This window comes from Polaromonas sp., assembly GCF_029945685.1.
Lineage (GTDB): Bacteria > Pseudomonadota > Gammaproteobacteria > Burkholderiales > Burkholderiaceae_C > Polaromonas.
Genome location: NZ_JAQSDA010000008.1, coordinates 192,614 through 206,330, shown reverse-complemented (window position 1 = coordinate 206,330; position 13,717 = coordinate 192,614). Strand labels below are relative to the sequence as shown.

15 protein-coding genes are annotated in these 13,717 nt (G+C 65.2%); 7 read left to right on the top strand and 8 right to left on the bottom strand.

The window, feature by feature from the left end; genetic code table 11:
• The 4 genes from PSV26_RS06475 to PSV26_RS06460 all read right to left on the bottom strand — a co-directional run bounded on the left by PSV26_RS06475 (position 1) and on the right by PSV26_RS06460 (position 3,240).
• A complete protein-coding gene (locus tag PSV26_RS06475) occupies positions 1 to 669 on the bottom strand; it encodes a site-2 protease family protein (RefSeq protein WP_300511679.1) in 669 nt (222 codons plus the stop codon).
• A gap of 151 nt (positions 670 to 820) precedes the next feature.
• Complete coding sequence (locus PSV26_RS06470) at positions 821 to 1,456, bottom strand: L-threonylcarbamoyladenylate synthase (protein ID WP_300568956.1); 636 nt, start codon at positions 1,454 to 1,456, stop codon at positions 821 to 823.
• 21 nt (positions 1,457 to 1,477) lie between these two features.
• On the bottom strand, positions 1,478 to 2,383 hold the full coding sequence (locus PSV26_RS06465; protein WP_300511675.1) for a DMT family transporter: 906 nt from the start codon (positions 2,381 to 2,383) through the stop codon (positions 1,478 to 1,480).
• The gene (locus tag PSV26_RS06460) at positions 2,380 to 3,240 is read right to left on the bottom strand and encodes a 3',5'-nucleoside bisphosphate phosphatase (protein ID WP_300568953.1); all 861 of its coding nucleotides are present in this window, start codon (positions 3,238 to 3,240) and stop codon (positions 2,380 to 2,382) included. The genes PSV26_RS06465 and PSV26_RS06460 overlap by 4 nt, the downstream gene beginning before the upstream one ends.
• Positions 3,241 to 3,331: 91 nt before the next feature.
• Here PSV26_RS06460 and PSV26_RS06455 point away from each other — a divergent pair, with 91 nt between their 5' ends.
• The gene (locus PSV26_RS06455) at positions 3,332 to 4,003 is read left to right on the top strand and encodes a glutathione S-transferase (RefSeq protein WP_300568951.1); all 672 of its coding nucleotides are present in this window, start codon (positions 3,332 to 3,334) and stop codon (positions 4,001 to 4,003) included.
• 343 nt (positions 4,004 to 4,346) lie between these two features.
• On the opposite strand, the gene PSV26_RS06450 is transcribed toward PSV26_RS06455, so the two are convergent.
• The 4 genes from PSV26_RS06450 to PSV26_RS06435 all read right to left on the bottom strand — a co-directional run bounded on the left by PSV26_RS06450 (position 4,347) and on the right by PSV26_RS06435 (position 8,200).
• Complete coding sequence (locus tag PSV26_RS06450) at positions 4,347 to 4,544, bottom strand: DUF2892 domain-containing protein (RefSeq protein WP_300568948.1); 198 nt, start codon at positions 4,542 to 4,544, stop codon at positions 4,347 to 4,349.
• A gap of 111 nt (positions 4,545 to 4,655) precedes the next feature.
• Positions 4,656 to 5,306: a Crp/Fnr family transcriptional regulator gene (locus tag PSV26_RS06445; RefSeq protein WP_300568945.1), complete on the bottom strand. Its 651-nt coding sequence runs from the start codon at positions 5,304 to 5,306 to the stop codon at positions 4,656 to 4,658.
• A 108-nt stretch (positions 5,307 to 5,414) separates the two neighbouring features.
• The gene (gene recJ, locus PSV26_RS06440) at positions 5,415 to 7,139 is read right to left on the bottom strand and encodes a single-stranded-DNA-specific exonuclease RecJ (RefSeq protein ID WP_300568942.1); all 1,725 of its coding nucleotides are present in this window, start codon (positions 7,137 to 7,139) and stop codon (positions 5,415 to 5,417) included.
• Entirely contained in the window at positions 7,136 to 8,200 is a 1,065-nt protein-coding gene (locus PSV26_RS06435) for a hypothetical protein (RefSeq protein ID WP_300568939.1), read from the bottom strand. Before PSV26_RS06435 ends, recJ begins: the two co-directional genes overlap by 4 nt.
• A gap of 92 nt (positions 8,201 to 8,292) precedes the next feature.
• Here PSV26_RS06435 and PSV26_RS06430 point away from each other — a divergent pair, with 92 nt between their 5' ends.
• The 6 genes from PSV26_RS06430 (at position 8,293) to PSV26_RS06405 (ending at position 13,319) form a co-directional block, all read left to right on the top strand.
• Positions 8,293 to 9,546, top strand: coding sequence for a lipoprotein-releasing ABC transporter permease subunit (locus PSV26_RS06430; RefSeq protein WP_300511666.1), 1,254 nt, complete (start codon positions 8,293 to 8,295; stop codon positions 9,544 to 9,546).
• Complete coding sequence (gene lolD / locus PSV26_RS06425) at positions 9,539 to 10,222, top strand: lipoprotein-releasing ABC transporter ATP-binding protein LolD (RefSeq protein WP_300568936.1); 684 nt, start codon at positions 9,539 to 9,541, stop codon at positions 10,220 to 10,222. The genes PSV26_RS06430 and lolD overlap by 8 nt, the downstream gene beginning before the upstream one ends.
• 201 nt (positions 10,223 to 10,423) lie before the next feature.
• Positions 10,424 to 10,714, top strand: a complete 291-nt coding sequence (locus tag PSV26_RS06420; RefSeq protein ID WP_300568933.1) for a DnaJ domain-containing protein — start codon at positions 10,424 to 10,426, stop codon at positions 10,712 to 10,714.
• Positions 10,715 to 10,727: 13 nt separating this feature from the next.
• On the top strand, positions 10,728 to 11,300 hold the full coding sequence (locus PSV26_RS06415; protein WP_300511662.1) for a hypothetical protein: 573 nt from the start codon (positions 10,728 to 10,730) through the stop codon (positions 11,298 to 11,300).
• 34 nt (positions 11,301 to 11,334) lie between these two features.
• Entirely contained in the window at positions 11,335 to 12,093 is a 759-nt protein-coding gene (locus PSV26_RS06410) for a hypothetical protein (RefSeq protein ID WP_300511661.1), read from the top strand.
• Between the two features lie 14 nt (positions 12,094 to 12,107).
• Positions 12,108 to 13,319 carry a hypothetical protein gene (locus tag PSV26_RS06405; RefSeq protein ID WP_300568930.1) on the top strand — a complete coding sequence of 404 codons (1,212 nt, stop codon included), beginning with the start codon at positions 12,108 to 12,110 and terminating at the stop codon, positions 13,317 to 13,319.
• Positions 13,320 to 13,717: the final 398 nt, after the last annotated feature.

Genomic DNA, 13,717 nt, shown 5'->3' with positions numbered 1-13,717 from the left:
TCATTGCACCAGCATCGCCAGAGGCGTGAGCACGATTTCAAGAAGGGCGTAGGTCAGCGTCATCAGCGGCCGCATCCACAGGTTGGTGATCACGCCGGCAATCACCAGCGCCATCACGATGAAGAACCCCCAGGGCTCCACGCGCGAGACCAGCATGGCTTGTTTCCAGGGCAGCAGGCCCACCAGCACACGCCCACCATCGAGCGGCGGCAAGGGAAACAGGTTGAACACCAGCATCACCACATTGACCAGAATGCCGGCCTGGCACATCTTGATAAAAAATGGCTCGGTCAGGCCCGCGCCCTGCAGCAGGTAGAGCGCAACTCCCCACAGCAGGGCCTGGGCCAGATTGGCGCCCGGACCGGCCAGGGCCACCCAGACCATGTGGCGTTTGGGGTTGCGCAGCTTGCCGAACTGCACCGGCACCGGTTTGGCATAACCGAACAAAAAGGCGCCCGAGGTTGCGAAGTAAAGCACCAACGGCATCAGGATGGTGCCCACCGGGTCGATGTGTTTGATCGGGTTCAGCGTGACACGTCCCAGCATCCAGGCGGTGTTGTCGCCAAAGTAACGTGCGACGTAGCCGTGTGCCGCCTCGTGCACGGTGATGGCAAACAGCACGGGAAGCGCGTAAATGGCAACGGTTTGAATCAGGTTGGCAAAGTCCATCCGCCAATTGTCTCATTGACGGTGAGCCCCCACGTTCGCTCGCTGCGCGTAGCTCTCTGCCCCCCGAGGGGGCGCTGCGCCTGCGGCCCGGCAAAGCCGGTTCCGCGGCCCCGGCTGGTGGGGAACGGGTCCACGCGGAGCATCGTCGCGGCTAAAGCCCCAACGCTGCGAGGTCACCGCGCCCCTGCCGCACGACCACGGGGTCATCGCCCTGGCCCATGGGGGTCAGGTCGATCACCGTGGTGGCTTCCTTGGGACAGGCGCCGGCATCGATGACTGCCGCCAGGTCGTGCTCCATCTGGTCGCGGATCTCGCTGGCGTCGTTCAGCGGCTCGGTCTGACCGGGTGGAATCAGCGTGGTGGCCAGCAGCGGCGCGCCGTGCAGCTCCAGCAGCGCCTGCAGGGTTTTATGCCCGGGCACACGCAGGCCTATGGTCTTGCGCGAGGGGTGGCTCAGGCGCCGCGGCACTTCCTTGCTGGCTTCGAGGATGAAGGTGTAGGGCCCCGGTGTGGCGGCCTTGATCAGACGGAACTGCTTGTTGTCGACGCGTGCGTAGTTGGCCAGCTCGCTGAGGTCGCGGCACAGCAGGGTCAGGTGGTGTTTGTCGTCCACGCCGCGGATGCGGCGCAGGCTGTCGGCGGCGGTCTTGTCGTCGAGGTGGCACACCAGCGCGTAGCTCGAATCCGTAGGCACGGCGATCACCGCGCCGCGCGTCAGCAGGGCCACCGCCTGCCTGAGCAGGCGCACCTGCGGGTTGTCGGGGTGAATCTCGAAATACTGGGCCATGGTGTGTGTTTCGCAAGGATGTCAGGACTCTGCCGGCCGCACACTGAACTCTCTGAGCGCCCGGCTTTCACGCGCGGTCAGCCAGGCCCCCAGCGCACCGCAGATGGCAATCATCAGCATGCCGATCATGGACCAGCCGTCCGGCACGTGTGAAAAAACAATCCAGCCGCCGACCATCGCAAAGGCGATCTGGGCATACAGGTAGGGCGTGAGGGTGGCGGCCGGCGCCCGCATGTAGCCGAGGATCAGCATGAAATGCCCGACGGTGGCCGCCACGCCCATCAGCAGCAGCCAGCCCCACAGCGACCACGAGGGCAGGGTGATCCAGACAAAAGGCAGGGCCAGCGAGGCCAGCAGCGTGCCGACCCAGCCGGTGTACAGATGCATGGTGATCGGGTCTTCGGTTTTGGCCAGCCGGCTGGTGAGCACCTGGAAGCCGGTGTTGGTCGCCACCATGCCCAGCGGCAGCAACAGCGTCCAGGTGAAGTCTTCGCCGCCGGGACGGATGATGATGAGCGTACCGGCAAATCCGCCCAGCACCAGCGACCAGCGCAGTGCCGAGACTTTTTCGCCAAGCGCGGTGGCGGCCAGCAAGGTGATGAGCAGGGGCACGATGGCGCCGATGGCGGTGAATTCGGCCACCGGCATGTACTTGAGGCTCAGGAAGGCGAACAGGCTGCTCATCAGCAGCAGCAGGCCACGCAGGCACTGGAACTTCGGGTGGGCGGTGCGCAGCACGCTCAGGCCGCGCAGCGGCAGCACCACGGCCGTGGTGGCAAGCGCCTGGAAAAAGTAGCGAAACCACAGGGCCATCAACAGCGGCACGCTGGCACTGACAAACTTGGTGGTGGTGTCCAGCGTTGCAAAAAAGGCGGTGGCAGCAATGACCAGCGCAATGCCTGCAAGGGCCGAAGGTGTGCGGCTCACAGGATGCGGTCTTCCAGGATCTCCCAGACGGGGGTCAGGTGGCCGGGCAAAAAGGGCAGGGTGCCCAGGTCGGTGTGGCTTTCGTCGGGGCTGTGGAAGTCGCTGCCGCGCGAGGCGGCCAGGCCGAACTCCTGGGCGGTTTCGGCGTATTTCACGTATTCCTGCGTGCTGTGGCTGCCGGTCACCACCTCCACGGCCTGCCCGCCATGGGACTTGAATTCGGTGAACAACGCGTACTCTTCGTTGGGGGTGAATTTGTAGCGCCCCGGGTGGGCGATCACGGCCACGCCCTTGGCGCTGGTGATCCAGCTCACGGCGTCCTGCAGGCTGGCCCAGCGGTGCGGCACGTAGCCGGGTTTGCCTTCGGTCAGGTACTTGCGAAACACTTCGGAGGTTTCCTTGCAGACACCGGTTTCCACCAGGAAGCGCGCAAAGTGGGTGCGCGAGATCAGGTCCGGGTTGCCGACAAACTTCAGTGCACCTTCGTAGGCGCCGTGAATGCCTGCCTTGGCCAGCGAGTCGGACATTTCCATGGCGCGCTGTTCGCGGCCGCCACGCGTGTTGCGCAGGCCCTGCTGCATGGCCGCGTCGTCGGGGTCGAACCCGAGGCCGACGATGTGCACGGTTTCGCCGGCAAACGTCACCGAAATCTCCGTGCCCGTCAGGTAGTGCATGCCCTGCGCCCGGGCCGCCGCGGCGGCGCGGTGCTGGCCGCCGATTTCGTCGTGATCGGTCAGGGACCAGAGTTCGACGCCGTTGGTTTTGGCCCGCTCGGCCAGCGCTTCAGGGCTCATGGTGCCGTCGGACACCACGGAGTGACAGTGCAGATCAGCGTTCAGGATGTTTTTGAGGGTCACCGGGTCATTTTAGGCTTTATGCCCTGCTGACGTGGTGCGCCGTGTCATGGCCTACCATGGCAACACTTCCTGAACTTCACCGGATGCTCCCATGATCACTGTCCATCACCTCAATCACTCCCGCTCGCAACGCATCCTCTGGCTGCTCGAAGAACTGGGCGTTGACTACGAGATCCAGCGTTACGAGCGCGACCCCCAAACCATGCTGGCGCCCGCGGCCCTGCGCGCCGTGCATCCGCTGGGCAAGTCGCCGGTGATCACCGACGGTGAGCTGACCCTGGCCGAGTCGGGCGCCATCATCGACTATCTGGTGGAGCGTTACGGGGCCGGACAATTCGCGCCGGCGCCCGGAACGCCGGCGCGGCTGCGCTACACCTACTGGCTGCACTACGCCGAAGGCTCGGCCATGTCGCCGCTGCTGCTCAAGCTGGTGTTCGACAAGATAGAAACCACGCCCATGCCGTTTTTTGCCAAACCCATCGCCAAGGCGATCAGCAGCAAGACCAAGGCGGCCTTCATCGAGCCGCAGATCAGGCAGCACCTGGATTATCTGGAGGGGGAATTGGGAAAGAGCACCTGGTTTGCAGGTGAAGCTTTCAGCGGTGCGGACATCCAGCTGAGCTTTGTGCTGGAGGCAGCGGCAGCGCGCGGCGGGTTGGACGCCAGCCGGCCGAAACTGATGGCTTTTCTGGAGCGCATTCACGCCCGGCCGGCTTACCAGCGGGCCATCACGCGCGGCGGGGAGTACACCCTGCTGAAATGAATTTTCAGGTTGTTTGTGCCTTCAGCCCATCACGGACAGGCGCAAGTAGCTATTAATTCAATAGCGTGGCCTGCGCAGGCGCGGATTTCAGCGGAAGCCGAAGTAGGACAGGATGAAGCCGATGATGACGATCAGGCCGACGATGTAAATGATGGTGTTCATTCGTTCCTCTGGAGGTTTTCTGGAAGCACCGGCGGGTGCACCTTCTGTTCCAGATCATGGCCTGAACGGTGGATGGTGGCTGTAGGTTAGCCCTGCCAGGGGCCGTCAGACAAGGGCTACAGCCGGGGACGCCACGCAAGGCGCAGGCGCACGCCCCCGGTTTGAGCTCACGCCCGGCGCGTCACGCCTTGTTTTTCATGGAACAGGTGTTCCAGCCGAAAAGGGCGTAAGGCGGGCACCAGCCGATGGCGCCGGTGGCCAGGGGAACGACACCGATCCAGCCCCACAGGCCGACCGTGCCGGTTGCGGCCAGCCCGATCAGGACCAGGCCGAGGACGATGCGAAGGATGCGGTCGATGCCGCCGACGTTGGATTTCATGGTGGGCTCCTTTGAAAAGCGGAAAGAAGAACTGACACCTGCATTGGGCGCCCCGGCGCAGCCCGGGTCTGTGACCTGGGTCACGCACAGGCCCTTCAGGCCGCCCGCGGCTCAGGCGTGCAGGGTCGCGGCCATGGCGCGCAGTGCAGCGCTGTCGCGGATGTGGATGTGCTCGCGCGCAAGCTCGACCCATCCCTCGCGCTCAAAGCGGCGCAGCAGGCGCGAGACGATTTCACGCACGGTGCCGAGCTCGTCGGCCAGCGCCTGGTGCGTCAGCGCCAGGTCCTGGCCGCGGCCCAGCAGCGCGGCCGCCAGCCGCTGGTCCAGGCGCTGGAAGGCAATGGCGTCGATCAAGCCGGTGAGGTCGGCCATGCGTTCGGCAAACAGTCCCAGTACCCCGTTGCGGAACACCGGGGTTTCCAGCCAGCGGGCAAACACCGGCGGGGCGATCAGCAGCAGGGTGGTGGGCCGGGTGGTCACGCCCTGAGCCGACAGCGGCTGGCTGCGAAACAGACAGGCGCTGGAGACCAGGCACAACTCGCCGGGGACCACGCGGTAGAGCTCCAGCGAACGCCCGTCGCCGGAATGGCGCGAGACCTTGATCTCGCCGCTGAGCACCAGCGGAAAGCCCTGGCAGGACGCGTTTTCATCGAACAGCACGGTGCCGGCCGGCACGCTGAGCGGGCCGGCCTCCGGCCCCAGCTCGGCCAGCGCGGGCACGACCTGGGCCAGGGCGGGGTACAGGGCGAGGGGGTCGTTCATGGGGATGACGCTCGGTTCCGGGGTGTTGGCAGGCTGTGCCGGTGCGAAGATGCTACCAAATCAATAGCTGCTTGCGCACGTCCTGTTTGGGCTGGAGGCCAAAATCGCTCAAATTTCTGCCGCCTCCACCAGAAAACGTACACGTTTGATACCTTGCCATTCGTCGGCATCGAGCCGGAAGGCGAGTTTGACGCGCGCCGGCAACGACTCGGTGTGGCCGAACCAGATGCCGTCCACCGGCTGGCCCTGGTGCTTGAGCTTGAGCGACAGGTGTTTTTCGCCGACCAGGCGTTGCGAGACCACCTCGACCTCTTCGCTGAAGGTCGGCGCCGCAAAACCCTGGCCCCAGACCTCTTTGTGCAGCGTGTCCACCAGGTCGGCGCGCCGGTATTCGGGCGCCAGCGGGCCGTCGGTGTCGAGGCGGCGCAGCAAGGTGGCGGCGTCCAGCCACTCGTGCGCCACCTGCTGCAGCGCCTGCTCGAACACCTCGAAGTGCTCCTCGGCAATCGTGCAGCCGGCCGCCATTGCGTGGCCGCCAAAACGCAGCAGGACGCCGGGGTGGCGTTTGGCGACGAGGTCCAGCGCATCGCGCAGGTGAAAACCGGCAATCGAGCGGCCCGAGCCCTTGAGCTCGTGTTCCTTGCCGGGCGCCTGGCTGGCCGCAAACACAAAGGTCGGGCGGTGCAGCTTGTCCTTGATGCGCGAGGCCACGATGCCGACCACACCTTCGTGGAAGTCGGGGTCGAAGATCGCGATGGCCGGCGGGGGCGCTTCATCCTCGTCGATCATCGCGTCGGCCGCGTACTGCGCCTGTTCGCGCATGCCGGCCTCGATGTCGCGCCGCTCGCGGTTGATGCCGTCCAGCGTTTTGGCCAGTTCGTCGGCGCGGCCCGCATCGTCGGTCAGCAGGCACTCGATGCCCAGCGTCATGTCGCTGAGCCGGCCGGCGGCGTTGATGCGCGGGCCGAGGGCAAACCCGAAGTCGAAACTGGTCGCCACCGCCGCGGCGCGGCCGGCGGCAGTGAACAGTGCCGCCAGGCCGGCCGGCAAGGCGCCGGCGCGTATGCGTTTGAGGCCCTGCGCCACCAGGCGGCGGTTGTTGGCGTCCAGCCTGACGACGTCGGCGACGGTGCCGAGCGCGACCAGAGGCAGCAATGCATCGAGCTTCGGCTGCGTGGTGGCGTCAAACACGCCGCGCTTGCGCAATTCCGCGCGCAGGGCCAGCAGCACATAAAACATCACGCCGACGCCGGCCATGGCCTTGCTCTCGAACGAACAGCCGGGCTGGTTCGGGTTCACGATCACGTCGGCGTCGGGCAGCACGATGGCGCCGTCCTTCAGCGCCGGCAGGTGGTGGTCGGTCACCAGCACCTGCATGCCCAGCGTGCGCGCGCGCGCTACGCCGTCGATGCTGGCGATGCCGTTGTCCACCGTGACCAGCAGGTCGGCGCCCGTGGCCTTGACGCGCTCGGCGATGCTTGCGGTCAGCCCGTAGCCGTCAACCACGCGGTCCGGCACGATGTAGCCGACCTGGCTGGCGCCCAGCAGGCGCAGGCCGCGCAGCGCAACCGCGCAGGCGGTGGCGCCGTCGCAGTCGTAGTCGGCCACCACGCAGATCTTCCTGTTCGCGGCGATGGCGTCAGCCAGCAGCACGGCGGCCTCCGCAGTGCCTTTCATGGACGCTGGCGGCAGCAGCCGGGCCAGACCGTCGTCGAGCTCGTCGGCGGTGCGCACCCCGCGCGCCGCATACAACTGCGCCAGCAAGGGGTGAACGCCAGCCTGCTGCAGCGCCCAGACGCTGCGCGGCGGTGCTTCGCGTACTATTATTTTCATAGCTGCTCGAGCAGAACAGGCAGGGGCTGCTGGCCAAAAAGACGTTTCATTCTGGAGAAAATTCCGGTTTTTGCGGTTTCGAAGGTGATGGCATGACGCTCACCGCACAGGCTCAGCCGGACAGTCGCGCCGCCTTGCTGAAGGGCGAGCAGCCGCGCGCCCTCGCCGGCATCCAGCGCCGTCCAGGCTTGTGTGTAAGCGGCCCAGTCGTCGCTGAAAGCGGCGTGGGCCAGGCTGCGCGAAAGCGTGGTGGCCGGCTGCACTTTGGCATGGAAGGTATCAGGCAGGGCGCCGCTGCCGCTGATCCAGAAGGAGTTGACGATCAGCTGCCTTCTGGCCGCACGCGCGTCGTTGATCGCATGGGTGTAGAGCAGCATCTGCATTTCGTTCTGCAGCAAACGCATTGCCTTGGCCCCCACGCTGTTCACTTCGTGTAATACGCTGCCCCCCGAGGGGGCTGTTTCGGCTTGGGGCGACCCGGCGCCGAAACGGGCCCCCGCGCTCCCCGCGCCCGGCAGCCAGGGGTCCACATTGCGGCCCAGCACGCGGTCCAGCGAGGCACTTGGCAGGTGGCGAAACAGCTCGCCCTCGGCCAGCCAGCGTGTCGGCTCCGCATGGTGCAGCGTGATGCCGTAGGTCTCGAAGTAGGGCTGCATGGCCGCCAGCAGCGTGCGCGACTCCTCCTCCACCAGGTCCAGTGCGGCCGGGTCGGTCATGGTGGCGTGTTCGCGGCCCATGGCCCAGTGGCAAGGCGTGATGACCGCCCAGGCCCGGTCCGCGGGCGTGCCGCCGGCCTGCAGGTGCTGCCAGGCGGCCCAGGGGATCAGGCCGTCGGGCGCGGGCAGGCCCAGCGCCCGGGCCAGCACCCGCTCGTGCGGCGGCGACAGCGAGCGCACATCGCCGCTGTCGGTGTGGACCGGCAGCATGCCCTGCAGCAACTTGCCAAAGTTTCGAAAAGCACTGGCTGGCATGGCCTGGATGGCAGGCAGCCAGTCGTCAGAAACGCAGGCGGCAAACGGCAACACCCCATGGTGGGGGGGCGGGGGGAAGGAGTCGGGCATGCCGCTATTGTCCGGGATGCAAGGCCCCGCTGCATAACCCGTGCAGGGCGGGCGTTATGCGGAAGGTTCCCGGCTGATGCCACAATCGTCCCATGCAAATCCCCTATGAACTGATTCTGGGCTGGCGCTACACCCGCGCCGGCCGAGCCACGCGGCGCAACGGGTTTATTTCCTTCATCTCGGGCGTTTCCATGCTGGGCATCGCGCTCGGCGTAGCGGCACTGATCATCGTGCTCAGCGTGATGAACGGTTTCCAGAAGGAAGTGCGCGACCGCATGCTGGGCGTGATCTCGCACATCGAGGTGTTTGCACCCAATGGCGCAGCGCTGCCGGACCCGCAGAAAACGCTTTCAGAAATCAAGGCCAACCGGCAGGTGGTGGGTGCCGCGACCTTTATTTCCGCACAGGCCCTGCTGGCTCGCGGCGAAGACATGAAGGGCACGCTGGTACGCGGCATTGATCCGGCGCTGGAAGGCCAGGTGACCGACCTCGCGGCGGCCTCGGTCGACACGCTGGCCAGGCTGGTGCCCGGCCAGTTCGGCGTGGTGCTGGGCGGCGAACTCGCGCGTTCGCTGGGGGTGCGTGAAGGCGACCAGGTGACGCTGATCGCGCCCAGCGGCCAGGTCACGCCGGCCGGTGTGGTGCCGCGCCTCAAGCAGATGACCGTGGTCGGCACCTTCGACTCGGGCCACTTCGAATACGACTCGGCGCTGGTCATGCTGCACCAGGACGACGCCGCCAAGATTTTCCGCCTTGAAGGCCCGACCGGCATCCGCGTCAAGCTCAAGGACCTGCACCAGGCGCGCGAAGTGGCGGCCGAGTTGTCGCGCAGCCTCAGCGGTGATTTGCTGATCCGCGACTGGACGCGGCAGAACAAGACCTGGTTTGCCGCCGTGCAACTGGAAAAACGCATGATGTTCATCATCCTGACCCTGATCGTGGCCGTTGCCGCGTTCAACCTGGTCAGCACCCTGGTGATGACGGTCACCGACAAGCGCGCCGACATCGCCATCCTGCGCACCCTGGGCGCCAGCCCGAAAAGCATCATGGGCATCTTCATGGTGCAGGGCGCGATGGTCGGCGTGATCGGCACCTTGTCCGGCCTGTTGCTGGGGCTGGGTATCGCGCTCAACATCGATGTGCTCGTGCCGGCGCTGGAGCGGCTGCTCAATGCCAGCTTCCTGCCCAAGGACATCTACCTGATCAGCCGCATGCCCAGTGAACCGCAGTACGCCGACATCATGCCCATCGTCGTGATTGCGCTGGTGCTGGCTTTCCTGGCCACCATTTATCCGAGCTGGCGCGCCAGCCGTGTCAATCCTGCCGAAGCATTGCGTTATGAATGAAATTGTTCTGAAAGCCCAAGGCCTGACCAAGCGCTTCCACGAAGGCCCGATCGACCTGACCGTGCTGCACGGCGTGGACCTGCAGGTTTTTGCCGGTGAAACCCTGGCCATCGTCGGCGCCTCCGGTTCCGGCAAAAGCACCTTGCTGCACCTGATGGGTGGACTGGATGCGCCCACCAGCGGGAGCGTCGAGCTCAAGGGGCAACAGATGTCTGCGCTCTCGCCCGCCGAACAGGGCGAGCTGCGCAACCGGCACCTGGGTTTTGTGTACCAGTTCCACCACCTGCTGCCCGAGTTCAGCGCGCTCGACAACGTGGCCATGCCGCTATGGATACGGGGTCAGGACCGCGAGAAGGCGGCGCAAACCGCCGGCGCCATGCTGGCCAGTGTGGGCCTGAAAGACCGCATTCACCACCGACCGGCCGAACTCTCGGGCGGCGAGCGCCAGCGAGTGGCGATTGCGCGTGCGCTGGTCACGCGGCCGGCCTGTGTGCTGGCCGACGAACCCACCGGCAACCTGGACCGGAGCACCGCCGACGGCGTGTTCGAACTGATGCTGCAGCTCGCCCGTGAGCACGGCACGGCCTTTGTGATGGTGACGCATGACGAAACGCTGGCGGCGCGCTGTGGCCGGCGTTTCAGGCTGGTGTCGGGGCGCTTGTCGGCGTGGGCGTGAGGCCCCTGGCCGTCTTGAGCGCTTGACCGGGCACGGCCGGGCCAGCGCAAGGGCATTCAACGGCCTCCCGCCCTGAAAAGGGCCGGGCGTGCATAATCTTGGGTCTCCTCGTCGCCCGCGCCTGTGCCTTTTCATGCCGGTGAGCCCCCCAATATGCCGTGGCAGCGCCTTGCTTGCGGTCCAGCACAACCCCACCTGCGCATGACCGATCACTACACCGCCCTCGGGCTGGACAGCGCTGCCAGGCTGGCCGACGTCAAGAAGGCCTTTCGCCAGAAGGCTTCGTTCTGGCACCCCGACAAAAATGCCGATCCACAGGCGCCGGCGCGTTTTCGGGCGGTGCAGCAAGCGTACGAAGTGCTGTCGGACACTGAAAAACGCCAGGCTTACGACGACAACCGCCGCCGCAACCTGCTCGACAGCCCGCTGGCCACCGCGACCGACATCTGGCAAAACTACTTCGACCCGCTGACCCAAGGAACTGAACCATGAAAACCCCGGCTGCATGAGCATCTCCCCCTACTTCCTTGAGCTGCGCTCGGCCTACCAGTCCGAGATGGAGGACCTGCGCTTCGACTCCGAGGGGCGCGACGTGCTGCAGCAGCGCCTGGCCGGTAAACGCCAGGAGATGGCCTTTCTGGTGCAGATGATGGACATCAGCCCTGAAATGGTGGCCGTCGTTTTTCACCAGGGTTTTGATTTCACCGAAAAAGCCGTCATGGAGCACCTGCTCACGCATGACGAGGATGTGTTTCCGCCCTGGAGCAGCCTGGCAGGCAGCCTGGCGCTGGCGCCCTGGGCCCGCGAGCTGGCCGAGATCGTGCTGAGGTCGCCGGGTGGGGATAGGTTTCTGGCGGTGACGGCCGGTCTGGAGTACATGGCCGGTCTGCCGGTGGCCACCGCGATCATCGTCAGCGACGAAGACCAGGATGAAGACGAAGACAGCGACCGGGACGACGACCAGGAGCTGGTGATTTTTGAGGACGATGGCGAGGGCGGTCAGGGCAGCGACGCCCGTACACGCCAGGAGGCGGGTGCCGACTGGCTGGTCCAGCAGGGCTTTGACGCCAAAGACTGATGCAAGCAATTGGAAACCCGAAAGTGAAACCCTGATGACCCAGCATCTTGCCCTGATAGCAAAAACCCAAAGCCTGATTGCGGCTGGCGACATCGTGGGTGCCGAGTCGGCGCTGGTGGAACTGGCCGATGCCGAAGGCGATGCCGCGCTGATGGTGGTGCTGGAGCAGTTGCCGCCCAAGGATGTGCTGGCCGTGATTCGCGAATACGACAACTCGAAAGAGTCGGTGGTCAGCCTGCTGGTGTCGCCCGCGCAGTTCGCCCGCGCGGTGGTGATCGAGAAACTCTACAAGGACCTGACCCGTACGCATTTGCGTGGCATGGTCAACGCGGTCATCTTCCGGGAGGAAGCGGATCCGGTGGAATTCCTCACTGCGATTGGCGACCTCGACGGCGGCGCCGAGGCCCTCGCCGACTATTTTTCGGACCAGTGGAGCCGTGTCGAGGGTTTTGCGCGCAGCGGCAGCTTCGAGCCGGCCGACGAGTACGGCAAGATGTTGTCGCAGTCCGCCCTGTTGGCCTCGGCTTACGAAAAGCCGCGTGTGCAGCAGGATGAAATCGCCGACAAGGACTGGATGGAACTCGCCTGGATCCTGCGTTACCAATTGCCGGACCTGTTCATCGAGATGCTGATGGTGCTGCGCGCCAAGGTCAGTGCGCATCAGGCGGCGGCTTCGGAGGAAGACGACGACGAGGAAGATACCGAGGACGATGGCAAGGTCGAGACCGGCGACACCGACCGTGGCAAGGCCACGCCGACGGCGCGCGAGTCCGATGAGGAATCGGCGATCTGACCTTGCACACGCCCATGCTTTCGCCGACTGCCGTCTCGCTCTACGACGCGCGTCCTTTTTTCGAAAAGGCGCTGCAGCATGGGGTGTTGCACGGCATCATCGGTCCGGAAAAAATCGAGGCCATGCGGGTCGAGGGGGCGAAAGGCATGGTGCAGATTGCACGGTATTTCGGCAACGAGTTCCTGCGCCCCGATCTGGAAAAAGCCCGCGACCGCATGGTGAACCTGATCAGCCTGTACCTGGAAAGCAGCTGCGATGGCGACGTCGGGCAGGCGGCCGAGTCGCTGCGCGATTTTTCGCTGCTGTCGCGCTCCAAGGGCGGCTCGGACATGCTCAAGGCCCTGATCGCCATGCCGCAAAACAGCCACTTTGGCATGAACGAGCGCGGTGGTTTTCGCGACGAACACATTCCGCTGCTGGCCAAATGGTCGCTGCGCAATCTGGCCGACTACCAGGCCGAACTCGCCAGGCGCAGCCAGGTGGCGCAGGTGGTGGATGCCGCGCTCTGGCTGGCCGGGGAGCTGGGCATGGACGCCGATGAACTGGACGAGGCGGGCAAGGATGCGGAAGCGGTGATCCGCACCGCCTTGCTGGTGCTGGCGCTGGGCCGCGTCGAAATGCCCGACTGGGTCGCGTTCGAGAAAATGATAGGCGCCCTGCGCAAAAAACACGGGACTGCCCCGGCGGCGCTGCCTGTCGCTGTCCCGAAAAAATTGCCTGCGCACCTGCACGGCGTGGTGGACGGCGTGCGGCTGTCGGTGATGGCCGACGCCCCGAAAATACTCGACCCGGCCTTGCCGGTGCGCCAGCTGTTTGACCGCAGCCCGGCCTTCATGGGCCGGTATTTCTGGGTCGAAGACGCTTTGGCCGAGGTGGACCACCACGACCGCCAGGCGTCCGCGGCATGGAACAAGGTCACCGGCGGCAACAGTGACGATGGTTCGCTGCTGACCCTGCTGCTGTGTGTGGCCGCCGGCGCCACGCCCAAAACCATGCTGACCGAAAAAGGCGCCGCGACCCTGGTGCGCAAGATCTGGAAATCAGGTTTCCATCCCGCGCTGGCCCGTCAGTACATCCTGGACCACGCCCCGGCGCAGCATCAGGACGCCTACACCAGCTTGTGGGAAGCCTTTGTGGACGAGGCGCAGCCCACGCTGCAAAGCGATGCGGTTCACGCGCTCAATGACGCCCTGGCGCTGCTGCGGCGGGAATGTCATGTGCAGTAGGTGCTTGCCGCCTGTGGTGGCTCAAAGCGCATTTTTGTAAGAGATTCAGGGCCGCAGCCCTTATGTGACGGGCGCAGACAGCTATTGAATTTATAGCGGACGTTTTCTAAATCTTGTCATCCCGGACTTGATCCGGGATCCATGTTTGCTCACTACTCATTTTTCTGAAGCGCTGTAGTTTGCCAACAAGCCGGGTCTCGCCCCGGCGGGCGACTTACTTTTCTTTGCTTCGCCAAAGAAACCTAAGGAAAAGAAAGGCGACCCGATGGTCTGGGTCCCTCCGCTTCGCTGCGGGCAACCTGTGGTGCTCGGCAAAAGCGGGGGCTCGCTCGAACTCGCCTTCGGCTCAGACAATCGCGAGCCCTGATCCGCTTTTGTCTGCGCTCCTCGGCCCAGCC